Origin of the sequence: Pseudomonas sp. FR229a (assembly GCF_030209115.1) — a bacterium.
Lineage (GTDB): Bacteria > Pseudomonadota > Gammaproteobacteria > Pseudomonadales > Pseudomonadaceae > Aquipseudomonas > Aquipseudomonas moraviensis_A.
The window spans coordinates 44,888-68,831 of the sequence record NZ_JARVSP010000006.1 but is presented as its reverse complement, the minus strand read 5'-3'; the positions used below and the strand labels follow the sequence as shown (position 1 = coordinate 68,831).

20 protein-coding genes are annotated in these 23,944 nt (G+C 59.7%); 9 read left to right on the top strand and 11 right to left on the bottom strand.

Annotated features, from left to right (window positions below; translation table 11 throughout):
• Positions 1-17: 17 nt before the first annotated feature.
• The 7 genes from QRN33_RS04805 to QRN33_RS04775 all read right to left on the bottom strand — a co-directional run bounded on the left by QRN33_RS04805 (position 18) and on the right by QRN33_RS04775 (position 7,862).
• The gene (locus tag QRN33_RS04805; protein WP_016775275.1) at positions 18-443 is read right to left on the bottom strand and encodes a GNAT family N-acetyltransferase; all 426 of its coding nucleotides are present in this window, start codon (positions 441-443) and stop codon (positions 18-20) included.
• Entirely contained in the window at positions 436-1,605 is a 1,170-nt protein-coding gene (locus QRN33_RS04800; RefSeq protein ID WP_016775274.1) for a ribosomal protein uL16 3-hydroxylase, read from the bottom strand. The genes QRN33_RS04805 and QRN33_RS04800 overlap by 8 nt, the downstream gene beginning before the upstream one ends.
• Positions 1,606-1,691: 86 nt before the next feature.
• Positions 1,692-3,062: an adenylosuccinate lyase gene (purB, locus tag QRN33_RS04795; protein WP_285407432.1), complete on the bottom strand. Its 1,371-nt coding sequence runs from the start codon at positions 3,060-3,062 to the stop codon at positions 1,692-1,694.
• Between the two features lie 126 nt (positions 3,063-3,188).
• Positions 3,189-3,812 carry a high frequency lysogenization protein HflD gene (hflD, locus tag QRN33_RS04790; RefSeq protein WP_280037299.1) on the bottom strand — a complete coding sequence of 208 codons (624 nt, stop codon included), beginning with the start codon at positions 3,810-3,812 and terminating at the stop codon, positions 3,189-3,191.
• Positions 3,809-4,933, bottom strand: coding sequence for a tRNA 2-thiouridine(34) synthase MnmA (gene mnmA / locus QRN33_RS04785; protein ID WP_285407431.1), 1,125 nt, complete (start codon positions 4,931-4,933; stop codon positions 3,809-3,811). The genes hflD and mnmA overlap by 4 nt, the downstream gene beginning before the upstream one ends.
• Positions 4,934-4,992: 59 nt before the next feature.
• A complete protein-coding gene (locus QRN33_RS04780) occupies positions 4,993-5,439 on the bottom strand; it encodes an NUDIX hydrolase (protein ID WP_064363635.1) in 447 nt (148 codons plus the stop codon).
• A gap of 197 nt (positions 5,440-5,636) precedes the next feature.
• Positions 5,637-7,862, bottom strand: coding sequence for an NADP-dependent isocitrate dehydrogenase (locus QRN33_RS04775; protein WP_285407428.1), 2,226 nt, complete (start codon positions 7,860-7,862; stop codon positions 5,637-5,639).
• A gap of 481 nt (positions 7,863-8,343) precedes the next feature.
• Between QRN33_RS04775 and icd the strand changes: the two genes are divergently transcribed.
• On the top strand, positions 8,344-9,600 hold the full coding sequence (icd, locus tag QRN33_RS04770) for an NADP-dependent isocitrate dehydrogenase (RefSeq protein ID WP_285407426.1): 1,257 nt from the start codon (positions 8,344-8,346) through the stop codon (positions 9,598-9,600).
• A gap of 82 nt (positions 9,601-9,682) precedes the next feature.
• Here icd and QRN33_RS04765 read toward each other — a convergent pair whose 3' ends face one another.
• Positions 9,683-9,994, bottom strand: a complete 312-nt coding sequence (locus QRN33_RS04765) for a cold shock domain-containing protein (RefSeq protein WP_065616027.1) — start codon at positions 9,992-9,994, stop codon at positions 9,683-9,685.
• Positions 9,995-10,218: 224 nt separating this feature from the next.
• Here QRN33_RS04765 and clpS point away from each other — a divergent pair, with 224 nt between their 5' ends.
• Together clpS and clpA are read left to right on the top strand one after the other, a co-directional pair.
• Complete coding sequence (clpS, locus tag QRN33_RS04760) at positions 10,219-10,602, top strand: ATP-dependent Clp protease adapter ClpS (protein ID WP_011334948.1); 384 nt, start codon at positions 10,219-10,221, stop codon at positions 10,600-10,602.
• A 30-nt stretch (positions 10,603-10,632) separates the two neighbouring features.
• A complete protein-coding gene (gene clpA / locus QRN33_RS04755) occupies positions 10,633-12,903 on the top strand; it encodes an ATP-dependent Clp protease ATP-binding subunit ClpA (RefSeq protein WP_016775266.1) in 2,271 nt (756 codons plus the stop codon).
• A 1,040-nt stretch (positions 12,904-13,943) separates the two neighbouring features.
• Here the strand turns inward: clpA and infA are convergent.
• The 3 genes from infA to aat all read right to left on the bottom strand — a co-directional run bounded on the left by infA (position 13,944) and on the right by aat (position 15,721).
• On the bottom strand, positions 13,944-14,162 hold the full coding sequence (gene infA / locus QRN33_RS04750; protein ID WP_002553999.1) for a translation initiation factor IF-1: 219 nt from the start codon (positions 14,160-14,162) through the stop codon (positions 13,944-13,946).
• 112 nt (positions 14,163-14,274) lie between these two features.
• A complete protein-coding gene (locus QRN33_RS04745; protein ID WP_042609221.1) occupies positions 14,275-14,982 on the bottom strand; it encodes an arginyltransferase in 708 nt (235 codons plus the stop codon).
• A gap of 58 nt (positions 14,983-15,040) precedes the next feature.
• The gene (aat, locus tag QRN33_RS04740) at positions 15,041-15,721 is read right to left on the bottom strand and encodes a leucyl/phenylalanyl-tRNA--protein transferase (protein WP_042609222.1); all 681 of its coding nucleotides are present in this window, start codon (positions 15,719-15,721) and stop codon (positions 15,041-15,043) included.
• A gap of 522 nt (positions 15,722-16,243) precedes the next feature.
• Here aat and ftsK point away from each other — a divergent pair.
• The 6 genes from ftsK to cysG all read left to right on the top strand — a co-directional run bounded on the left by ftsK (position 16,244) and on the right by cysG (position 23,874).
• A complete protein-coding gene (ftsK, locus tag QRN33_RS04735) occupies positions 16,244-18,652 on the top strand; it encodes a DNA translocase FtsK (protein WP_065616029.1) in 2,409 nt (802 codons plus the stop codon).
• Between the two features lie 65 nt (positions 18,653-18,717).
• Positions 18,718-19,338 carry an outer membrane lipoprotein periplasmic chaperone LolA gene (gene lolA, locus QRN33_RS04730; protein WP_042609224.1) on the top strand — a complete coding sequence of 207 codons (621 nt, stop codon included), beginning with the start codon at positions 18,718-18,720 and terminating at the stop codon, positions 19,336-19,338.
• 148 nt (positions 19,339-19,486) lie between these two features.
• Positions 19,487-20,809 (top strand): replication-associated recombination protein A, encoded by a 1,323-nt coding sequence (locus QRN33_RS04725; protein WP_042609225.1) that lies wholly within the window; start codon positions 19,487-19,489, stop codon positions 20,807-20,809.
• Positions 20,809-21,183, top strand: coding sequence for a fluoride efflux transporter CrcB (gene crcB, locus QRN33_RS04720; protein ID WP_285407420.1), 375 nt, complete (start codon positions 20,809-20,811; stop codon positions 21,181-21,183). The genes QRN33_RS04725 and crcB overlap by 1 nt, the downstream gene beginning before the upstream one ends.
• A gap of 15 nt (positions 21,184-21,198) precedes the next feature.
• Complete coding sequence (gene serS, locus QRN33_RS04715; protein ID WP_065616030.1) at positions 21,199-22,479, top strand: serine--tRNA ligase; 1,281 nt, start codon at positions 21,199-21,201, stop codon at positions 22,477-22,479.
• Positions 22,480-23,874 (top strand): siroheme synthase CysG, encoded by a 1,395-nt coding sequence (gene cysG, locus QRN33_RS04710; RefSeq protein ID WP_285407417.1) that lies wholly within the window; start codon positions 22,480-22,482, stop codon positions 23,872-23,874.
• The last annotated feature ends 70 nt before the right edge of the window (positions 23,875-23,944 follow it).

Here is a 23,944-nt window from a genome sequence, read left to right as displayed (position 1 = left end):
GGTTTGATCAGTGCTGCTCAGGCCGAATGCCGAACCATGTCGACATGCGGTATCCCGGCCTCGAGAAACTCCTCGCTGACCAGGCTGAAGCCCAGGCGTTCATAGAACGCCGTGGCTTGCACCTGAGCGCTGAGCTTCTGTTGCTTCAAGCCGCGCGCTTCGGCCTCGGCGATGACCGCCTGCATCAGCGCGTCACCGACCTTCATCCCGCGCCAGTCTTTCAGCACCGAGACGCGGCCGATGTGCCCGTCAGGCAGCAAGCGGGCCGTACCGATGGGGAAGTCGCCTTCAAATGCCAGAAAATGCACAGCGGTCGCGTCATCCGCGTCCCACTCAAGCTCGGGTGGCACCGATTGTTCGGCGATGAACACCGTTTCACGAATGCGCCGGATCTCGGCGATATCCTTCTGCCAGTCTGCGACACGAACGCGAATTTTATTCATCAGCGAACCCCAGGCTCCCTTGCTTGACCAGTTCGCAGAGCAGGCTGCGACCGTCTTCATCGCTCAGCCACTCGCCGAGGTTATCGGCGTGCAGGGCGTCAGCGGCGCAGATCAGCTTCAGCAGCTCGCGCAGCTTGCCCGGCAGATAACGGCTCTGGCCGCTGGCGAACAGCAGCAGATCGTCGTCGACTTCCGACCAGGCCAGGCGCGCGCTCGGGTTGCGGATCAGCACGGCGCCGTCCTGGAGGGCGGCGAGGAAGTCTTCTTCTTCGACGTCCTCCGGGCCAACAACCAGCTCCGGGTAGCGCGGCTCAGTCATGTACTGGCCGAACCAGGTCAGCAGCAGACGCTCGTCGCTCATGTGCTCGGCAAGCAGGCTTTTCAGGCGATCCAGCGCATCATGTTGAATCTGGTGCGGATCGACCGCCGGCTTGGCGTCGGCATCGGTGTAGCGCTCTTCGTCGGTCAGGAACTGGCTGAGGAAGTCGGTGAAGTGGGTCAGCACTTCAGCGGCGCTTGGGGCGCGGAAGCCGACCGAGTAGGTCATGCAGTTGTCGACTGCGACACCGCAATGGGCCAGACGCGGCGGCAGGTACAGCATGTCCCCCGGCTCCAGCACCCACTCTTCGGTCTCGTGGAATTCGGCGAGGATGCGCAGGTCGGCGTGTTGCAGCAGCGGGCTCTCGGAATCGCACATCTGGCCGATTTTCCAGTTGCGCTTGCCGTGGCCCTGCAGCAGGAATACGTCGTAGTTGTCGAAGTGCGGACCGACGCTGCCACCCGGGGCGGCAAAGCTGATCATCACATCGTCGACGCGCCAGCTCGGCAGGAAGCGAAAGTTCTCGAGCAGCTCGCTGACTTCCGGCACGAATTGGTCGACTGCTTGCACCAGCAGGGTCCACTCTTTTTCCGGCAGTTTGCTGAATTCGTCTTCAGCGAACGGGCCGCGGCGCAGTTCCCATGGGCGCTCGCCATGTTCGATCACCAGGCGCGATTCGACTTCTTCTTCCAGGGCCAGACCGGCCAATTCGTCGGCGTCGATCGGGCTTTCGAAATCAGGAATCGCCTGACGGATCAGCAGCGGTTTTTTCTGCCAGTAGTCACGCAGGAACTCGCGTGCAGTGAGGCCGCCCAGAAGTTGAAGAGGAATATCGGAATTCATATGTAACCTATTGAAAAAAAGCACTTTTCAGACGGGAATAAAAACGCCCGGCGCGGCCGGGCGTCTCAAACGGGGCAAACGGTCGATCAGATGCGTTTGGCTTGTGCCACTGCGTTGCCGATGTAGTTGGCCGGGGTCAGTTGCTTGAGCTCGGCTTTGGCTTCGGCTGGCATGTCCAGGCCATCGATGAAAGTCTGCAGCGCTTCAGGGCTGATGCCCTTGCCGCGGGTCAGTTCTTTCAGCTTTTCGTACGGGTTTTCGATGTTGTAGCGACGCATCACGGTCTGGATCGGCTCGGCCAATACTTCCCAGCAAGCGTCGAGATCAACAGCAATCTTCTGCTCGTTGAGCTCCAGCTTGCTGATGCCTTTGAGGCTGGCTTCGTAAGCGATCACGCTGTGGGCGAAGCCGACACCGAGGTTGCGCAGGACGGTGGAGTCGGTCAGGTCGCGCTGCCAGCGGGAGATCGGCAGTTTGCTCGCCAGATGCTGGAACAGTGCGTTGGCGATACCCAGATTGCCTTCGGAGTTTTCGAAGTCGATCGGGTTGACCTTGTGCGGCATGGTCGACGAACCGATTTCGCCAGCGATGGTGCGCTGCTTGAAATAACCCAGGGAGATGTAGCCCCAGATGTCACGGTCGAAGTCGATCAGGATGGTATTGAAGCGCGCGATCGCGTCGAACAGCTCGGCGATGTAGTCGTGCGGTTCGATCTGCGTGGTGTACGGGTTGAAGCCCAGGCCCAGCTCGTCTTCGATGAAGGCGCGGGCGTTGGCTTCCCAGTCGATCTGCGGGTAGGCCGAAAGGTGTGCGTTGTAGTTGCCGACGGCGCCGTTGATCTTGCCCAGCAGCGGCACGGCAGCGACCTGCGCGATCTGCCGCTCGAGACGGTAAACCACGTTGGCCAGTTCTTTGCCCAGAGTGGTCGGCGAAGCGGGCTGGCCGTGGGTGCGCGACAGCATCGGCACGTCGGCGAAACGGATCGCCAGTTCGCGGATGGCGTTGGCGGTCTGGCGCATCAGCGGCAGCATCACGTCGTCACGGCCTTCGCGCAGCATCAGCGCGTGGGACAGGTTGTTGATGTCTTCGCTGGTGCAGGCAAAGTGGATGAACTCGCTGACCTTGGCCAGCTCCGGCAGCTTGGCCGCCTGCTCCTTGAGCAGATATTCGATCGCTTTGACGTCGTGGTTGGTGGTGCGCTCGATCTCTTTGACGCGCTCGGCGTGCTCCAGCGAGAAGTTTTCCGCCAGTTCGTTGAGAACGGCGTTGGCCTCGGCGGAGAAGGCCGGCACTTCAGGGATGCCAGCGTGGGCGGCCAGGCGCTGGAGCCAGCGCACTTCAACCAGAACGCGGGCACGGATCAGGCCGTACTCGCTGAAAATCGGGCGCAGGGCCTGGGTTTTGCCGGCGTAGCGGCCGTCAACAGGGGAAACCGCAGTGAGCGAAGAGAGCTGCATGGGGTGTTCTCGGACAGTCGGGCAACGAAATGGGGCGCGTATCATACATGAAAAAATCCGCCGGTCCGTCGCCAACTGACCGGCGTATTACGCGTTACAGACTACAAAGCCTTCATGACGCGGCGTTTATTCGCTGCGCATCAACGGATAAAGCTCTTTGAGCAACTTGCGGCGGCTGATCACCAACTGCCAGCGATGACCGCCGAGCTGTCGCCACAGGCGCGCCGAGCGGATACCGGCGAGGAGCAGGGCGCGGATCTTCGAGGCGTTGCTCGGCTGCTGCAGGTTGCGCATGTCGCCGTGCACCTGAATGCGCTGACGCAGGGTGCTCAACGTGTCCTGATACAACGCACCGCAAGCGGCGACGACGTTTTCATGAGCCGGGCCAAAATGCTCGACCTGCGACTGAATCTGCGGCAGGCGCTTGGCGATCGTCTCGAGCATGTCGTCACGCTTGGCCAGTTGTCGCTCCAGACCGAGCATCGACAGGGCGTAGCGCAGCGGCTCGCGCTGCAAGGTGCTCGGATCGCGCTCCAAAGCGCCGATCAGCGCGCGGTAACCCTCGCGCAGATTGATGTCATCGCCACCGTACACGTCCAGCGTATCTTTCGGATCCCGCACCAACAGGCTGCCGAGCATACAGCTCAGGCCGGCCTCGTTGGTCTGGCCGGTCTTGGCGATACGGTCCACCAGCACGGCGGCGAGAAACACGCCGCCCAGCGCCGTCAGTTGCTCCTGAGTCGGGTTCATGCCTGGCCGCTCCACGGCTCGGCCACTTCGATCACGCCGCCGCCGAGGCAGATCTCACCGTCATAGAACACCACCGATTGGCCCGGCGTCACCGCGCGCTGCGGCTCGTCGAACACGGCGCGGTAGCCGCTGGCGGTTTTTTCCAGGGTGCAGGCCTGATCGCTCTGGCGATAACGCACTTTCGCCGTCAGGCGCAGCGGCTGGCTCAGGTCGATCGGGTTGACCCAATAGATTTCCGAAGCGAGCAGGGCGCTGGAGAACAGCCACGGATGGTTGTTGCCCTGACCGACGATCAGCTCATTGGTCTCCAGGTCCTTGCGCAGCACGTACCACGGCTCGTCGCCGGCATCTTTCAAGCCGCCGATGCCCAGACCCTGACGCTGGCCGATGGTGTGGTACATCAAGCCGTGATGACGGCCGATGACATCGCCTTCGGTGGTTTTGATCTCGCCCGGTTGCGCCGGCAGGTATTGCTTGAGGAAATCGCTGAAGCGCCGCTCGCCGATGAAGCAGATCCCGGTGGAATCCTTCTTCTTGGCGGTGGCCAGTTCGTATTTCTCGGCAATCGCGCGGACTTCAGGCTTTTCCAGTTCGCCGACCGGGAACAGGGTCTTGGCAATCTGTTCGCCGCCGACGGCGTGCAGGAAGTAGCTCTGATCCTTGTTCGGATCGAGCCCCTTGAGCAGCTCGGTGCGACCGTCGATGTCGCGGCGGCGCACGTAGTGGCCGGTGGCGATCAGGTCGGCGCCGAGCATCATTGCGTAGTCGAGGAACGCTTTGAACTTGATCTCGCGGTTACACAGGATGTCCGGGTTCGGCGTGCGCCCGGCCTTGTATTCGGCGAGGAAGTGCTCGAACACGTTGTCCCAGTACTCGGCAGCGAAGTTGGCGGTGTGCAACTTGATGCCGATCCTGTCGCAGACAGCCTGCGCATCCGCCAGGTCGTCCATGGCGGTGCAGTATTCCGTTCCGTCGTCTTCTTCCCAGTTCTTCATGAACAGGCCTTCCACTTCATAACCCTGCTCGATCAGCAGAAGGGCGGAAACGGAAGAGTCCACGCCGCCGGACATGCCGACAATGACGCGCTTCTTGGATGTGTCAGAAGGGGCTGGATCACGCATAGGGATTCAATGAGTGTCTTGGAAAAGGGCGCGATTCTATCAGGCTCGCGGCCGCAAGGCTAAAGAGAAGGGCGGATCAGCTCGAGGCTGAAGTGATGGCCGGCCAGATAATCGTCGATGCAACGGATGATCAGCTCGCTGCGCCAGTTGTCGCGCTGGGCGATTAATTCGTCGCGGGTCAGCCACTTGGCGCCGATGATCCCGTCGTCAAGCTGGTAATCCGGGTGGTGCTGCACGGCTTTGGCGCTGAAGCACACGCGCTGGTAAGTCACGCCGTTGCTCGGTGCGGTGTACAGATAAATGCCGATCACCCCAGTGGGTTCGACGTCCCAGCCGGTTTCTTCGAGGGTTTCGCGAATGGCCGCGTCGATCAGGGTTTCATCCGGATCGAGATGGCCGGCGGGCTGGTTGAGCACGTTACGGCCGCCTTTGTGTTCTTCGACCATCAGAAAGCGGCCATTGTCCTCGACGATGGTGGCGACGGTGATGTGGGGGAGCCATTCCATAAGTCATCCTCAATCTATTGGTTGAAACCCAATCACCTGTAGGAGTGAGCCTGCTCGCGATAGCGTCGGGTCAGTCACCATCAATGTTGAATGGTATACCGCTATCGCGAGCAGGCTCACTCCTACAGGGGATTTGTGTTGTGTTCGGAAACACAAACCCCGGCACAAGGCCGGGGTCTGTTTACCGCATTACAACCTTAAACCAGCGCAGCGATCGCTTTGTTGAAGGTTTCGCTTGGGCGCATGGCCTTGCTGATCAGCTCTGCGTCGGCGTGGTAGTAACCGCCGATGTCGACTGGCTTGCCCTGAACGGCGTTGAGCTCGGCAACGATGGTCGCTTCGTTCTCGGTCAGGGTTTTGGCCAGAGTCGCGAACTGCGCTTGCAGTGCAGCGTCTTCAGTCTGGGCGGCCAGGGCCTGAGCCCAGTACATCGCCAGGTAGAAGTGGCTGCCGCGGTTGTCGATGTTGCCGACTTTGCGCGATGGCGACTTGTTGTTGTCGAGGAACTGGCCAGTGGCCTGGTCGAGGGTTTTCGACAGCACCAGCGCTTTCGGGTTGTTGTAGTTCACGCCCAAGTGCTCAAGGGAAGCGGCGAGGGCGAGGAACTCACCCAGCGAATCCCAGCGCAGGAAGTTTTCTTCAACCAGTTGCTGCACGTGCTTCGGAGCCGAGCCGCCAGCGCCGGTTTCGAACAGACCACCGCCGTTCATCAGCGGCACGATCGACAGCATCTTGGCGCTGGTGCCCAGTTCCATGATCGGGAACAGGTCGGTCAGGTAGTCGCGCAGTACGTTGCCGGTCACCGAAATGGTGTCCTTGCCTTCGCGGGTGCGCTGCAGGGTGTACTTCATTGCGTCGACCGGCGCCATGATCTGGATGTCCAGACCAGTGGTGTCGTGATCCTTCAGGTAAGCCTGAACTTTCTCGATCACTACGCCGTCGTGAGCGCGCATTGGGTCGAGCCAGAAGATCGCCGGCGTGCTGCTCGCGCGAGCACGGTTGACGGCCAGTTTGACCCAGTCCTGGATCGGCGCGTCCTTGGTCTGGCACATGCGGAAGATGTCGCCGGCTTCGACAGCCTGCTCCATCAGCAGCTTGCCTTTGCTGTCGGTGACGCGAACGACGCCGTCAGCCTTGATCTGGAAGGTCTTGTCGTGGGAGCCGTACTCTTCGGCTTTCTTCGCCATCAGGCCAACGTTTGGCACGCTGCCCATAGTGGTCGGATCGAAAGCGCCATTGGCTTTGCAGTCTTCGATCACGGCCTGGTAGATGGTCGCGTAGCAACGATCCGGGATCACAGCCTTGGTGTCGTGCAGCTGACCGTCGGTGCCCCACATCTTGCCGGAGTCACGGATCATCGCCGGCATCGAGGCGTCGACGATGACGTCGCTCGGCACGTGCAGGTTGGTGATGCCTTTGTCGGAGTTGACCATCGCCAGCGATGGACGAACGGCGTAGACCGCGGCGATATCCGCTTCGATCTGCGCTTGCTGCTCGGCCGGCAGGGCCTTGATGCGCGCGTACAGATCGCCGATGCCGTTGTTCAGGTTGAAGCCGATCTGGTTCAGCACGTCAGCGTGCTTGGTCAGTGCGTCTTTATAGAACTCGGCAACGATCTGGCCGAACATGATCGGGTCGGAAACCTTCATCATGGTTGCTTTCAAGTGCACCGAGAGCAGTACGCCCTGAGCCTTGGCGCTTTCGATCTCGGCAGCGATGAACGCGCGCAGAGCGCTTTTGCTCATCACGGCGCAATCGAGGATCTCGCCAGCCTGAACGGTGGTTTTTTCTTTCAGAACGGTAGCGCTACCGTCCTTGGCGACCAGCTCGATCTTCACTGCGTCAGCGGCGTCGATCAGGACAGCTTTTTCGCTGCCGTAGAAATCGCCGGTGCTCATGTGAGCGACGTGAGACTTGGAGTCCTTGGCCCAGGCGCCCATTTTGTGCGGGTGCTTGCGCGCGTAGTTCTTCACCGACAGCGGAGCGCGGCGGTCGGAGTTGCCTTCACGCAGAACCGGGTTCACGGCGCTGCCCTTGACCTTGTCGTAGCGCGCCTTGGCGTCTTTGTCGGCGTCGCTGATCACGGTTTCCGGGTAATCCGGCAGGTTGTAGCCCTGTGCCTGCAATTCTTTGATCGCGGCTTGCAGCTGTGGCACCGATGCACTGATGTTCGGCAGCTTGATGATGTTGGCTTCAGGCGTAACGGCCAGGTCGCCCAGTTCGGCGAGGTGGTCGGCTACGGCTTTGTCGCCCAGTTGCTCGGGGAAGCTTGCCAGGATGCGCGCTGCAAGAGAGATATCGCGGGTTTCCACGGCGATATCGGCCGAGGCGGTGTAAGCCTCGATGATCGGCAGCAGGGAATAGGTGGCGAGGGCAGGAGCTTCGTCGGTGAAGGTATAGATGATCTTCGAGCGGGTGGGCATATTCGGATTAACTCTCTCTTCTTTGCTAAAGCGTGCGCAGAAACTCGAGGGGCGCCGGGTAAGCGCGTTCGTTCAAAGTCATCCATGAACCGAATGTCGAGATTCTTCGCGGTGATGTTGGGTGCATCAGTAGAGCGTCAAGCAGTCAGGCTGCGGTAACAACCCGACCAATCAGGCGGAAAGTCTCGTGCTAGAGAGGCCAGCCGTCGTGACCCTGTGGTCAGCGGGCGGCATTATACATAGGTAGCTGGCAATCTGCCGATGGTTCATATGCAACGATTCTCGTCCATTGGTCTAAAGGTCGCAGGGCGGCACCGGGCAAAGACTCGTTACGAATGCTGGAGTTTGGCGCTTTTCCCTTTGCTTTCAGGCTTGTACGAAACGAGATGTGCGGGGTGGCGGAACATAGGGTTTGCGTGTTGATTCAACTGGGTTACGCTCGAAGCAAGCCAGATGTTCAATCCAAACAATGGAGTTCAGCATGGGTTACAAGAAGATTCAGGTTCCAGCCGTCGGCGACAAAATCACCGTCAATGCAGACCATTCTCTCAATGTTCCTGATAACCCGATCATCCCCTTCATCGAAGGTGACGGTATTGGTGTCGACATCAGTCCGGTGATGATCAAGGTTGTCGATGCTGCTGTTGAAAAGGCCTATGGCGGCAAGCGCAAGATTTCCTGGATGGAAGTCTACGCTGGCGAAAAAGCCACCCAGGTTTACGATCAGGACACCTGGCTGCCGCAGGAAACCCTCGACGCCGTCAAGGACTACGTAGTCTCCATCAAAGGCCCGCTGACCACCCCGGTCGGTGGCGGCATCCGCTCACTGAACGTGGCCCTGCGTCAGCAACTCGACCTGTACGTCTGCCTGCGCCCGGTGCGCTGGTTCGAAGGCGTGCCAAGCCCGGTGAAAAAGCCCGGCGATGTCGACATGACCATCTTCCGCGAGAACTCCGAAGACATTTATGCCGGCATCGAGTGGAAGGCCGGTTCGCCGGAAGCCACCAAGGTAATCAAATTCCTTAAAGAAGAAATGGGCGTTACCAAGATCCGTTTCGACGAAAACTGCGGCATCGGCGTCAAGCCTGTATCCCGCGAAGGCACCAGGCGCCTGGCGCGCAAGGCCCTGCAATACGTGGTCGACAATGACCGCGACTCGCTGACCATCGTGCACAAAGGCAACATCATGAAGTTCACCGAAGGTGCCTTCAAGGAATGGGCCTACGAGGTGGCGGCCGAAGAGTTCGGCGCGACCCTGCTCGATGGCGGCCCGTGGATGCAGTTCAAGAACCCGAAAACCGGCAAGAACGTTTTGGTCAAGGACGCCATCGCCGACGCCATGCTCCAGCAGATCCTGCTGCGCCCGGCCGAGTACGATGTGATCGCCACTCTCAACCTCAACGGTGATTACCTGTCAGATGCCCTGGCGGCGGAAGTGGGCGGTATCGGCATCGCGCCGGGCGCCAACCTGTCCGACACCGTGGCGATGTTCGAAGCGACCCACGGTACCGCGCCGAAATATGCCGGCAAGGACCAGGTCAACCCGGGCTCGCTGATTCTCTCGGCCGAGATGATGTTGCGTCACATGGGCTGGACTGAAGCGGCGGACCTGATCATCAAGGGCACCAACGGTGCGATCGGCGCGAAGACTGTTACTTATGATTTCGAGCGTTTGATGGATGGCGCCAAGCTGGTTTCGTCTTCGGGGTTCGGGGATGCGTTGATTTCGCATATGTAAAAGTTACAGGCACATGAAAACCGCCTGACTCGATGGGTTGAGTCAGGCGGTTTTTTTCTCAGCGTATTCAGGCAGGAATCAGTCAGCTCATCGCTTTGGCAGTTGCGGCAGCGGCAGCGGCAGCTGCGCCGACAGCGGCACTTTCAGAAGCGGTGGATGGTTCGGTGATTACGGACTCAATGGCTACCGCATGCAGTCCCTTCGGACCTTGCACGATCTCGAATTTCACCGTCTGGCCCGCTTTCAGCGTCTTGTACCCGTCCATCAGGATGGCCGAGTAGTGGGCGAAGAAATCAATGTCCTTGCCATCCTCATCGCGGCCTTCCCGGGAGTCGGTATTGATAAAGCCGAATCCCTTGGCATTGTTGAACCATTTCACCTTGCCGACAGCCATGCTCAAATCCCTCTGCAACAGACTCCATCGCTGGAGTATCATCCACGACATCCGCAATCGAATTCGATAAAAGAATTGACTCCGCGGATCTTTTTTACCCACTGTGGGCTCTATTGGTTGTAACACCGTTTTCCCGATAGTCAAGGTGACCGGGCAGTCGTAGTTGAAAACGTGTGCAACCGCCCCCACCACTGTATTCGCACAACTGACGAACCTTTTTTTCCATGCATGCAATCAGCCAGATTCGACTAACATTCAATCAGGATCGCCCGCTTCTCCAAAAGGATCTTCCACAGGAGCACGACGACGATTCGGCAGGCGTTGCTGTTCAGGAAGCAAAGCCCGCGTTACAGGCGCCGCCGATGTACAAGGTGGTTTTGTTCAACGATGACTACACACCGATGGATTTCGTCGTCGAAGTGCTCGAGGTGTTTTTTAACCTGAATCGCGAGCTGGCGACCAAGGTCATGCTGGCCGTCCATACAGAAGGCCGGGCAGTATGTGGAGTGTTTACCCGCGACATCGCCGAGACAAAGGCCATGCAGGTCAACCAGTACGCCAGGGAAAGCCAGCATCCGCTACTCTGTGAAATCGAGAAGGACGGTTAATCGCCGACCACTTGGGTATGAGGTGAAGCTATGTTAAACCGCGAGCTCGAAGTCACCCTCAATCTAGCCTTCAAGGAGGCTCGTTCGAAGCGTCATGAGTTCATGACCGTCGAACATCTCCTGCTGGCCCTATTGGATAATGAGGCTGCCGCCACCGTTTTGCGTGCCTGCGGCGCAAACCTCGACAAACTCAAGCATGATCTGCAGGAGTTCATCGACTCCACCACGCCATTGATCCCCGTGCATGACGAGGATCGTGAGACCCAGCCAACCCTGGGCTTCCAGCGTGTCCTGCAGCGTGCTGTTTTTCACGTACAGAGCTCGGGCAAACGCGAAGTGACCGGCGCCAACGTGCTGGTCGCCATCTTCAGTGAGCAAGAGAGTCAGGCAGTGTTCCTGCTGAAACAGCAGAGCGTTGCGCGCATCGATGTCGTCAACTACATCGCCCACGGCATTTCCAAAGTACCGGGGCACGGCGATCACTCTGAAGGTGAACAAGATATGCAGGACGACGAGGGCGGTGAGTCTTCTTCTTCAGGCAATCCTCTGGATGCTTATGCCAGCAACCTCAACGAACTCGCGCGCCAGGGTCGCATCGATCCGTTGGTCGGCCGCGAATCGGAAGTCGAGCGTGTCGCGCAGATTCTCGCGCGCCGGCGCAAGAACAACCCGCTGCTGGTCGGCGAAGCAGGCGTGGGTAAAACCGCGATTGCCGAAGGTCTGGCCAAGCGCATCGTCGACAACCAGGTGCCGGATTTGCTGGCCAATGCGGTTGTTTATTCCCTCGATCTTGGCGCTCTGCTCGCGGGCACCAAGTATCGCGGTGATTTCGAGAAGCGCTTCAAGGCGTTGCTCAATGAGCTGAAGAAACGTCCGCAGGCGATCCTGTTCATCGACGAGATCCACACCATCATTGGTGCGGGTGCTGCCTCCGGTGGCGTGATGGATGCGTCCAACCTGCTCAAGCCGCTGCTGTCGTCTGGCGACATTCGCTGCATCGGTTCGACTACGTTTCAGGAATTTCGCGGCATCTTCGAGAAGGACCGTGCCTTGGCGCGTCGTTTCCAGAAGGTCGATGTCGTCGAGCCGTCGGTGGAAGACACCATCGGTATCCTGCGTGGCCTGAAAGGGCGTTTCGAGCAGCATCACAACATCGAGTACAGCGACGAGTCGTTGCGTGCCGCTGCCGAACTGGCGTCGCGCTACATCAATGACCGGCACATGCCGGACAAGGCCATCGACGTGATCGACGAGGCGGGCGCCTATCAGCGTCTGCAACCGGTGGAGATGCGCGTCAAGCGAATCGAAGTGCCGCAGGTCGAAGACATCGTTGCGAAGATCGCGCGGATTCCGCCTAAGCACGTCACCAGTTCCGACAAGGAGCTGCTGCGTAATCTGGAGCGTGACCTGAAGCTGACCGTGTTTGGCCAGGACGCGGCGATCGACTCGCTGTCGACCGCGATCAAGCTGTCCCGCGCCGGGCTCAAGTCGCCTGACAAGCCAGTCGGTTCGTTCCTGTTCGCAGGACCTACCGGTGTCGGTAAAACCGAGGCTGCGCGGCAACTGGCCAAGGCGTTGGGGATCGAACTGGTTCGCTTCGACATGTCCGAGTACATGGAGCGTCACACCGTATCGCGTCTGATCGGTGCACCTCCAGGCTATGTCGGATTCGATCAGGGCGGTCTGTTGACCGAGGCGATTACCAAGCAGCCGCACTGCGTATTGCTGCTCGATGAAATCGAGAAGGCGCATCCGGAAGTCTTCAACCTGCTGTTGCAGGTCATGGACCACGGCACGCTGACCGATAACAACGGGCGCAAGGCGGACTTCCGCAACGTGATCGTGATCATGACCACCAACGCCGGTGCCGAAACGGCCGCGCGGGCTTCGATCGGTTTCACCCATCAGGATCACTCGTCCGATGCGATGGAAGTGATCAAGAAGAGCTTTACACCGGAATTCCGTAACCGTCTGGACACCATTATCCAGTTTGGTCGCCTCAGCCATGAGGTCATCAAAAGCGTGGTGGACAAGTTCCTCACCGAACTGCAGGCGCAGCTGGAAGACAAGCGCGTGTTGCTCGAGGTTACCGATGCGGCGCGCAGCTGGCTGGCGGCCGGTGGTTACGATTCGGCAATGGGCGCACGTCCGATGGCGCGTCTGATTCAGGACAAGATCAAGCGTCCGTTGGCGGAGGAGATTCTGTTTGGCGAACTGGCCGAGCATGGCGGTGTGGTGCACATCGACATCAAGGACGGGGAGTTGACGTTTGACTTCGAGACCACGGCTGAGATGGCCTGACGGCTTGATGTAAATTGAAAGGCGCCTTCGGGCGCCTTTTTGTTGTCTGGTGTTTTTGAGGTTTGGGTGTATATCCGTTGCTGCGGGTGTTGCTGATTACGGTTCCGCCCTTACGGCGGGTCACTTTTTCCAGGCGCCGAAAAAGTAACCAAAAAGGCTTGCTCCTACGTGCGGCCCGCTCGCTGGGGCTCGGGGTTCCTTCGCTGCGGGATCGATCCGGGCGCAGCGCCTACGGTTTGCTTCGCTGCACCTCCTCTCGCTGTGTTTGGCTGCGCCAAACGGTCGCTGCGCTCCCACTCCCGGATCAATCCCTCCACTCAGCCTTCCGACGTCGCCCGTGGATCAAGATCAAAAGCACTCGAGCTAACGCTCATTGTTGAGTGGTGAAAAGCGTGTGGTCTGCTTTGGATCTGCGTTGGATTCGCCCCTCACCCCAGCCCTCTCCCGAGGGAGAGGGGGCCGATTTGTGTGGTGTTCAAAACCTGCATTCAACTCGGTATCTCACGTCGGCGTACCTCGCCTAAACACCGCGGTCAGTCCCCTCTCCCTCCGGGAGAGGGCTAGGGTGAGGGGCTTTTGATCTTCTGCATATTTCCATTCGACTCGGTATCGCAAGGTGGCGTAGCCCGCCCAGCCACCGCGGTCAGTCCCCTCTCCCTCTGGGAGAGGGCTAGGGTGAGGGGCTCTTGATCCGGCTTTTGATCTTTTGCCCCTTTGGCAGGCTTCGTTACGGGATCGATCCGGGCGTGGGAGCGCAGCGACCACACGACGCAGTCGTACACAGCGGAAGGAGGTGCAGCGAAGCAAACCGTAGGCGATGCCCCGGGATGGACACCGTAGCGAGGGAACACTGAGCCTCAGCGAAGTGCCGTACGCTGGGGCAAAGCCTTTTGGGTTACCTTTTTGGCGTTTGGAAAAGTGACTCGCTGTAAGAGCGAAACCGCCAGCGGCCGCACCCGAAAAAATGGATAGACACACAAACCAATAAAGCGCAGATACAAAAACGCCCGGCATAACCCGGGCGTTCTGTATTGACTTGATTAACGAGCGCGGTAAGTGATCCGCCCTTTGCTCAAATCATAGGGCGTCAGCTCGACGCGCACTTTGTCACCGGTAAGAATACGAATGTAGTTCTTGCGCATCTTGCCGGAAATATGCGCGGTTACGACGTGCCCATTTTCCAACTCCACACGAAACATGGTGTTGGGCAGGGTGTCGACGACAGTGCCTTCCATTTCGAAGCTGTCTTCTTTCGACATGCAGTAAAGCCCTCGGTATCCAATGAATGGCCCGGTGCAACTGCGCCAGGCAAAAGCGGCGTGCATTGTGCCCGAAAAATGGGGTTTACGCCAAGGGGTTTAGGCCGTGGGTTTAGTTCAGGACGACCCAGCGCTGATTGATCAGCAATTCAATGGGCCGATATTGCGTCTTGTAGTTCATCTTTTTGCAGTTCTTGATCCAGTAACCCAGGTACACCGCCTCAAGGCCCAAGCGCTGGCTCTCGGCGATTTGCCAGAGGATCGCGTAACGACCGAGGCTGCGCCGTTCTTCGTTCGGTTCGTAGAAGGTGTACACCGCCGACAGACCGTTTGGCAGCAGGTCGGTGACCGCCACCGCGAGCAGCCGTCCGTCGAGTCGGAACTCGTAGAAGCGCGAGAAGGGCAGATCACGTACCAGGAACGTCGAGAACTGATCACGGCTCGGCGGGTACATGTCGCCGTCGGCATGACGCTGTTCGATGTAGCGCTGGTACAGGTCGAAGTATTCTTCACTGAACTGCGGTTTGACTGGCTGCACTTGCAAATCGGCGTTGCGTTTGTAGATTCGCTTTTGCTGGCGGTTGGCAATGAACTGGGCCGAAGGAATGCGCGCAGGCACGCACGCATTGCAATTCTGGCAATGCGGCCGGTACAGGTGATCGCCGCTGCGACGAAAGCCCATTTCCGACAGATCTGCGTAGACGTGCACATCCATGGGCTGACTCGGGTCGAGAAACAGCGTCGTGGCCTGCTCCTCGGGCAGATAACTGCAAGAGTGGGGCTGAGTGGCATAGAACTTCAAACGCGCCAACTCGGTCATGAATCAACCCTCGGGATAAGCTGGTGGATTAAGTGTAAGCCACCTGCGCAAAAGTCGCTCAGCAAACCCAGGTCGCCGAATTCGGTTGATCGAGATGACGCTGCAGATAGTCGGCGAATTCCCTGCGCGGAATCGACCGTGCACCGAGGCTGTGAAGGTGATCGGTCGGCATCTGGCAGTCGATCAGGACAAAGCCGGCGGCTTTCAAATGCTGCACCAGGGTGGCGAAGCCGTACTTGGAAGCGTTGTCGGCGCGGCTGAACATCGACTCGCCAAAAAACAATCGACCCATCGCCAGGCCATACAGGCCGCCAACCAGTTGTCCATCGTCCCGGACTTCAACCGAATGGGCGAAACCGCGCCGATGCAGTTCGACGTAGGCATCCTGCATGGCTTCAGTGATCCAGGTGCCATCGGCGTAATCACGGGGCGCAGCGCAGGCCTGGATGACGGCGGCGAAATCCTGATCGAAGGTCACTTGATAGCGTTGCTTGCGCAGCAACTTGCCGAGACTGCGCGAGATGTGCAGTTCGTCGGGAAACAGCACGGTGCGCGGATCCGGCGACCACCAGAGAATCGGTTGGCCCTCGGAGAACCAGGGAAAACAGCCGTGACGATAGGCCTGGATCAGCCGGTCAGCGGAGAGATCGCCACCGGCGGCGAGCAGTCCGTTTGGCTCGCGCATGGCTTTTTCCAGGGGCGGAAAGGTCAGGGAATTACGTTGTAACCAAGTCAGCATGGCATCCAGGCTTGCAGAAGGGGAGGGCGATCAGGAGGGCGCGCAGCCCCGCGAAAGAGTTTGCCGCGAAACGGCGCCGATGTCCTGCACAGATGTGGGGTGCGATGACTGTCGAGCTGCAACTTGATGTGTCGCCCGTGGTCGTAAGCGTCACCGTATCGATGCCTGCTTAGCATTTCTGTCCGCCATATCTGACCAGCCTCGCTACGTTCATCAAATACAGCTCATAAGCCTTTGTCACGCAAGACAATGCATGCTCCAATTGCAACGCGATTCCCATGCGTTTGGCTATGCTCAAGGCTGAGCGCTCAAGCATGGCGTCGGGCGCACAAACCCGTACAATGCCGGGTTGTGACGGGCTTTTCGCTGTGCGGAGTGTTTATGGCTGTGTTTATAAAACCAGTGGCACAGTGTTAAAAGTAGTCTCAGTTGAGCTTTTCACCTTTTTACCTGCCTGGATCGGGCAGTTTTTTATCGTCATTCAATAGATGGACGCGCCTCGGGCGCAGGAAAAGAAGCGTTTTGAAGAAGACCACCGAAGCACCCAAAACAGTCGTTCCGCTCTGGCGCCAACAGCTGCACTACCGGCTCAAGGAAGGTGCATTGATCGCCATTGGCGCCTTGTGCCTGTTCCTGATGATGGCTTTGCTGACTTACGGCAAGGACGATCCGGGCTGGAGTCATAACAGCAAGATCGACGACGTGCAGAACTTCGGCGGCCCGGCAGGCTCGTACAGCGCCGATATCCTGTTCATGGTGCTCGGTTACTTCGCCTATATCTTTCCGCTGCTGCTGGCGGTCAAGGCGTACCAGATCTTCCGTCAACGCCACGAACCGTGGCAGTGGAGCGGCTGGCTGTTCTCCTGGCGCCTGATCGGTCTGGTGTTCCTGGTGCTTTCCGGTGCTGCGCTGGCGCACATTCATTTCCATGCCGCGACCGGTCTGCCGGCTGGCGCTGGCGGGGCCTTGGGCGAAAGCCTTGGCGATCTGGCGAAGAATGCGCTGAACATTCAGGGCAGTACGCTGCTGTTCATCGCTCTGTTCCTCTTCGGCCTGACCGTGTTTACCGACCTGTCGTGGTTCAAGGTGATGGATGTCACCGGCAAGATCACCCTTGATCTGTTCGAACTGTTCCAGGGCGCGCTCAACCGCTGGTGGTCGGCGCGCACCGAGCGCAAGCAACTGGTGGCGCAACTGCGTGAGGTCGATGACCGCGTACATGATGTGGTCGCACCCACTGTCACCGACAAGCGTGAGCAGGCCAAGGTCAAGGAGCGCCTGATCGAGCGCGAGCAAGCGCTGAGCAAGCACATGTCCGATCGCGAGAAGCAGGTGCCTCCGGTCATCTCGCCGGCACCGGCCAAGGCGCCAGAGCCGAGCAAGCGCGTGCAGAAAGAGAAACAGGCGCCGTTGTTCGTCGACAGCGCGGTGGAAGGCACCTTGCCGCCGATCTCGATTCTTGATCCTGCGGAAAAGAAACAACTCAATTATTCGCCTGAGTCGCTGGCAGCCGTCGGCCACTTGCTGGAAATCAAGCTCAAGGAATTCGGTGTCGAAGTCACGGTGGATTCGATTCATCCGGGCCCGGTGATTACCCGTTACGAGATCCAGCCTGCCGCTGGGGTAAAAGTCAGCCGCATCGCCAACCTGGCGAAAGACCTTGCACGCTCCCTGGCGGTGACCAGTGTGCGGGTGGTCGAGGTGATTCCGGGCAAGACCACCGTCGGTATCGAAATTCCCAACGAAGACCGTCAGATCGTGCGCTTCTCCGAAGTGCTGTCGACGCCCGAGTACGACAATTTCAAATCGCCGGTCACCCTGGCGCTCGGTCACGATATCGGCGGCAAGCCGGTCATCACTGACCTGGCGAAGATGCCCCACCTGCTGGTGGCGGGTACCACCGGTTCCGGTAAGTCCGTGGGCGTGAACGCGATGATCCTGTCGATCCTGTTCAAGTCCGGCCCGGACGACGCCAAGCTCATCATGATCGACCCGAAAATGCTCGAGCTGTCGATCTACGAAGGCATTCCGCATTTGTTGTGCCCGGTGGTGACCGACATGAAGGACGCCGCCAACGCCTTGCGCTGGAGCGTTGCCGAGATGGAGCGGCGCTACAAGCTGATGGCGAAGATGGGCGTGCGTAACCTGTCCGGCTTCAACGCCAAGGTCAAGGAAGCCCAGGATGCCGGCGAGCCGTTGAGTGATCCGCTGTACAAGCGTGAAAGCATTCACGACGAAGCGCCGCTGCTGCAGAAACTGCCGACCATTGTCGTGGTGGTCGACGAATTTGCCGACATGATGATGATCGTCGGCAAGAAGGTTGAAGAACTGATCGCGCGTATCGCGCAGAAGGCGCGTGCGGCGGGCATCCACTTGATCCTCGCAACCCAGCGCCCTTCGGTGGACGTGATCACCGGTCTGATCAAGGCCAACATCCCGACTCGCATGGCGTTCCAGGTGTCGAGCAAGATCGACTCGCGGACCATCATCGACCAGGGTGGCGCCGAGCAACTGCTGGGTCACGGTGACATGCTCTACATGCCGCCGGGTACCAGTTTGCCGATCCGGGTGCACGGCGCGTTCGTCTCCGACGATGAGGTTCACCGTGTGGTCGAGGCGTGGAAACTGCGCGGCGCGCCGGAATACAACGACGACATCCTCAACGGTGTCGAAGAGGCGGGCAGCGGCTTTGAAGGCAGTAGCGGTGGTGGCGACGGTGATGATCCGGAAGCCGACGCGCTGTATGACGAAGCGGTGCAGTTCGTCCTCGAAAGCCGTCGCGCGTCGATTTCCGCTGTTCAGCGCAAGCTGAAGATCGGCTACAACCGCGCCGCGCGGATGATCGAGGCGATGGAAATGGCCGGTGTCGTCACGTCAATGAACACCAACGGTTCGCGTGAAGTCCTGGCCCCGGGCCCGGTACGCGACTGAAACGCAATGACTCGGGCGACGCAATGACGCGCCGCCCGCTTTCCCACGTATTCAAGAGGACTCCAATGCGCCTTATCCGCATGCTGTTGCCAGTACTGGCGCTGACCACGCTCACGGCCCACGCCGATGAAAAGGACGTGGCGCGCCTGACTCAATTGCTGGAAACATCGAAAACCCTGTCGGCAAATTTTTCCCAGTTGACCCTCGACGGCGGCGGTACGCAGTTGCAGGAAACCACCGGCAACATGACGCTGCAGCGTCCGGGCCTGTTCTACTGGCACACCAACGCGCCGGCCGAGCAGACCATGGTCTCCGATGGCAAGAAAGTCACCCTGTGGGACCCGGACCTGGAACAGGCAACCATCAAGAAGCTCGACGAGCGTCTGACCCAGACCCCGGCGCTGCTGCTGTCCGGTGATGTCTCGAAGATCAGCCAGAGCTTCGATATCAGCGCGAAAGAGGCGGGCGGTGTGATCGACTTCACCCTCAAGCCGAAGACCAAGGACACCCTGTTCGACAATCTGCGCCTGTCGTTCCGCAACGGTCTGCTCAATGACATGCAACTGATCGACAGCGTCGGCCAGCGCACCAATATCCTGTTTACCGGGGTCAAGGCCAACGAAGCGGTGCCGGCATCCAAATTCAAATTCGACATTCCCAAGGGTGCTGACGTCATCCAGGAATAAACGGGAAGCCTGTGTGGGAGCGAGCCTGCTCGCGAAAGCGGTGTATCAGTCACCTTCAATGTTGAATGAGCCATCGCATTCGCGAGCAGGCTCGCTCCCACAGGGGCAATGACCGGCCATTGATTAATAGAGGTTTCAACGCTACGTGATGGATCTGTTTCGCAGTGCACCGATTGCCCAACCCTTGGCCGCGCGTCTGCGTGCGGCCAATCTGGATGAGTACGTCGGTCAGGAACACGTGCTCGCTCGCGGCAAGCCTCTGCGTGAGGCGCTGGAGCAGGGCGCGCTGCATTCGATGATCTTCTGGGGCCCACCGGGCGTGGGTAAGACCACCCTGGCGCGGTTGCTCGCAGAAGTCTCCGATGCGCACTTCGAAACCGTCTCGGCGGTACTCGCCGGGGTCAAGGAGATCCGTCAGGCGGTTGAAATCGCCAAGCAGCAGGCCGGCCAGTACGGCAAGCGCACGATCCTGTTTGTCGACGAAGTGCACCGCTTCAACAAGTCGCAGCAGGACGCCTTTCTGCCGTACGTTGAAGACGGCACGCTGATCTTCATCGGCGCCACCACCGAAAACCCTTCGTTCGAACTGAACAACGCATTGTTGTCGCGTGCCCGGGTCTATGTGCTGAAAAGCCTCGACGAAGCGGCGTTGCGCAAGCTGGTGCACCGCGCACTGACCGAAGAGCGCGGGTTGGGCAAGCGCAACCTGACGCTGAGCGATGAAGGTTTTCAGATGCTGCTGTCCGCCGCCGATGGCGATGGCCGGCGTCTGCTCAATCTGCTGGAGAACGCCTCCGATCTGGCCGAAGACAACAGCGAGATCGGCACCGAGTTGCTGCAAAGCCTGCTCGGCGACACCCGTCGGCGTTTCGACAAGGGTGGCGAAGCGTTTTACGACCAGATATCGGCGCTGCACAAATCGGTGCGCGGCTCCAATCCCGACGGCGCGCTGTACTGGTTTGCGCGGATGATCGACGGCGGTTGCGATCCGCTGTATCTGGCGCGGCGCGTGGTGCGCATGGCCAGCGAAGACATTGGCAATGCCGACCCGCGTGCGCTGAGCCTGTGCCTGGCGGCATGGGAGGTGCAGGAGCGTCTTGGCAGCCCGGAAGGCGAATTGGCAGTGGCCCAGGCCATCACCTATCTGGCCTGCGCACCGAAAAGCAATGCGGTGTACATGGGTTTCAAGACCGCCCTGCGCGCAGCGGCCGAAAACGGCTCCCTGGAAGTGCCGCTGCACCTGCGCAATGCTCCAACCAAGCTGATGAAGCAGTTGGGTTATGGCGACGAGTACCGCTATGCCCACGATGAGCCGGACGCTTATGCCGCCGGCGAAGACTATTTCCCGGAAGAACTCGAGCCGATTCCGTTCTATCAGCCAGTGCCCCGTGGCCTGGAGTTGAAGATCGGCGAGAAGCTCAATCACCTCGCTCAACTCGATCGTCTGAGCCCTCGGCAGCGGAGAAAGTAGTGGTCCCATTGATCATCGCAGTGTCGGTCGGCGGCATCGCTGGCACATTGTTGCGCTTCGCCACCGGCACTTGGGTCAACGCCAATTGGCCGCGGCACTTCTATACCGCGACGCTGGCCGTTAATATCGTGGGCTGCCTGTTGATTGGCGTGTTGTACGGCCTGTTTTTGATACGCCCGGAAGTGCCGATCGAGGTGCGTGCCGGGTTGATGGTCGGCTTCCTCGGGGGGCTGACGACTTTTTCATCCTTTTCACTGGATACGGTGCGCCTGCTGGAAAGCGGGCAAGTGTTGCTGGCCCTCGGCTATGCGGCACTGAGCGTATTCGGCGGGCTGCTCGCAACATGGGCTGGCCTGTCCCTGACCAAACTTTGATAACGAGAAACCGACATGCTCGATTCCAAACTGTTACGTAGCAACCTTCAGGACGTAGCGGACCGCCTGGCTTCCCGTGGCTTTGCCCTGGACACCGCGCGCATCGAAGCGCTGGAAGAACAGCGCAAGACCGTCCAGACCCGCACCGAAGCACTGCAGGCTGAGCGTAACGCGCGTTCCAAATCCATCGGGCAGGCCAAGCAGCGTGGCGAAGACATCGCGCCGCTGATGGCGGACGTCGAGCGCATGGCGGGCGAACTGAGCGCTGGCAAGGTCGAGCTGGACGCGATCCAGACCGAACTCGATTCGATCCTGCTCGGTATCCCGAACCTGCCGCACGAGTCGGTGCCGGTCGGCAAGGACGAAGACGACAACGTCGAAGTGCGCCGCTGGGGCACGCCAACCCAATTCGATTTCGAAGTGAAAGATCACGTCGCTCTCGGCGAAAAGTTCGGCTGGCTGGACTTCGAAACCGCTGCCAAGCTGTCTGGCGCTCGTTTCGCCTTGTTGCGTGGCCCGATCGCGCGTCTGCATCGCGCGCTGGCACAGTTCATGATCAACCTGCACGTCAACGAGCATGGCTACGAAGAGGCCTACACGCCTTATCTGGTCCAGGCACCGGCACTGCAAGGCACCGGTCAACTGCCGAAGTTCGAAGAAGACCTGTTCAAGATCGCCCGTGAAGGCGAAGCCGATCTGTACCTGATCCCGACTGCCGAGGTATCGCTGACCAACATCGTTGCCGGCGAAATCGTCGATTCGAAGTCACTGCCGATCAAGTTCGTCGCCCATACCCCTTGCTTCCGTAGCGAAGCCGGCGCGTCGGGTCGCGACACTCGCGGGATGATTCGCCAGCACCAGTTCGACAAGGTCGAGATGGTCCAGATCGTTGAGCCGTCGCAATCGATGGAGGCGCTGGAAGGCCTGACCGCCAACGCCGAAAAAGTCTTGCAACTGCTCGGCCTGCCTTACCGCACCCTGGCACTGTGCACCGGCGACATGGGTTTCAGCGCGGTCAAGACCTACGATCTGGAAGTGTGGATTCCGAGCCAGGACAAATACCGCGAAATCTCTTCGTGCTCCAACTGCGGCGACTTCCAGGCGCGTCGCATGCAGGCGCGTTTCCGTAACCCGGAAACCGGCAAGCCTGAGCTGGTGCACACCTTGAACGGTTCCGGGCTGGCGGTCGGTCGTACCCTGGTTGCCGTGCTGGAAAACTATCAGCAGGCCGACGGTTCCATCCGTGTGCCGGACGTGCTCAAGCCGTACATGGGTGGCCTTGAGGTCATCGGCTAAATGAAATATCTGCCGCTGTTTCACAACCTGCGCGGCAGGCGTGTGTTGGTTGTCGGTGGGGGGGAAATAGCCTTGCGCAAATCCCGCCTGCTGGCCGATGCCGGTGCGCTGCTGCGGGTGGTCGCACCTGAAATCGAAACGCAACTGGCCGAACTGGTCGCTGGCAGCGGCGGTGAATGCCTGTTGCGCGGCTACGTCGAGACGGATCTGGACGGTTGCGGGCTGATCATTGCCGCCACCGACGACGAAACGCTGAATGCGCAAGTCTCCACCGATGCGCATCGGCGTTGCGTGCCGGTCAACGTGGTCGATGCGCCTGCCCTGTGCAGCGTGATCTTCCCGGCGATCGTCGATCGCTCGCCGTTGATCATCGCCGTCTCCAGCGGCGGCGATGCGCCGGTACTGGCGCGTCTGATCCGCGCCAAGATTGAAACCTGGATTCCCTCCACTTACGGTCAGTTGGCTGGGCTGGCTGCACGTTTCCGCCATCAGGTGAAAAACCTGTTTCCGGATGTGCAGCAGCGTCGTGGCTTCTGGGAAGACGTGTTCCAGGGCCCGATCGCCGATCGGCAACTGGCCGGGCAGGGCGCTGAAGCCGAGCGTCTGTTGCAGGCGAAGGTGGATGGCGAGCCAATGGTCACCACTGGCGAGGTTTATCTGGTCGGTGCCGGCCCGGGTGATCCGGATCTGTTGACCTTTCGCGCACTGCGTCTGATGCAGCAAGCCGACGTGGTGCTCTACGATCGTCTGGTGGCACCGGCGATTCTGGAATTGTGCCGTCGCGATGCCGAGCGGGTGTATGTCGGCAAGCGTCGTTCCGAACATGCGGTGCCGCAGGACCAGATCAACCAGCAACTGGTCGATTTGGCCAAGGCCGGCAAGCGCGTGGTGCGGTTGAAGGGCGGCGATCCGTTTATCTTCGGCCGCGGTGGTGAGGAGATTGAAGAACTCGCCGCTCACGGCATCCCGTTCCAGGTGGTACCCGGGATCACGGCGGCCAGCGGTTGCGCGGCCTACGCGGGGATTCCGCTGACCCATCGCGACCACGCGCAGTCCGTGCGGTTTGTCACTGGGCACTTGAAGGATGGTTCCACCGATCTGCCATGGGCTGACCTGGTGGCCCCGGCGCAGACGCTGGTGTTCTACATGGGCCTGGTGGGGTTGCCGGTCATCTGCGAGCAGTTGATCAGACACGGCCGCGCAGCTGAAACTCCGGCGGCGTTGATTCAGCAGGGCACCACGATCAATCAGCGGGTCTTTACCGGCACGCTGGCCGACTTGCCGCGATTGGTGGCGGAGCATGAAGTGCATGCGCCGACATTGGTAATCGTCGGTGAAGTGGTGCAACTGCGCGAGAAACTGGCGTGGTTCGAAGGGGCGCAGGCGCAAATCTGAGTCAAAGCAAAAAGATCGCAGCCTTCGGCAGCTCCTACAGGGAACGCATTCTCATGTAGGAGCTGCCGAA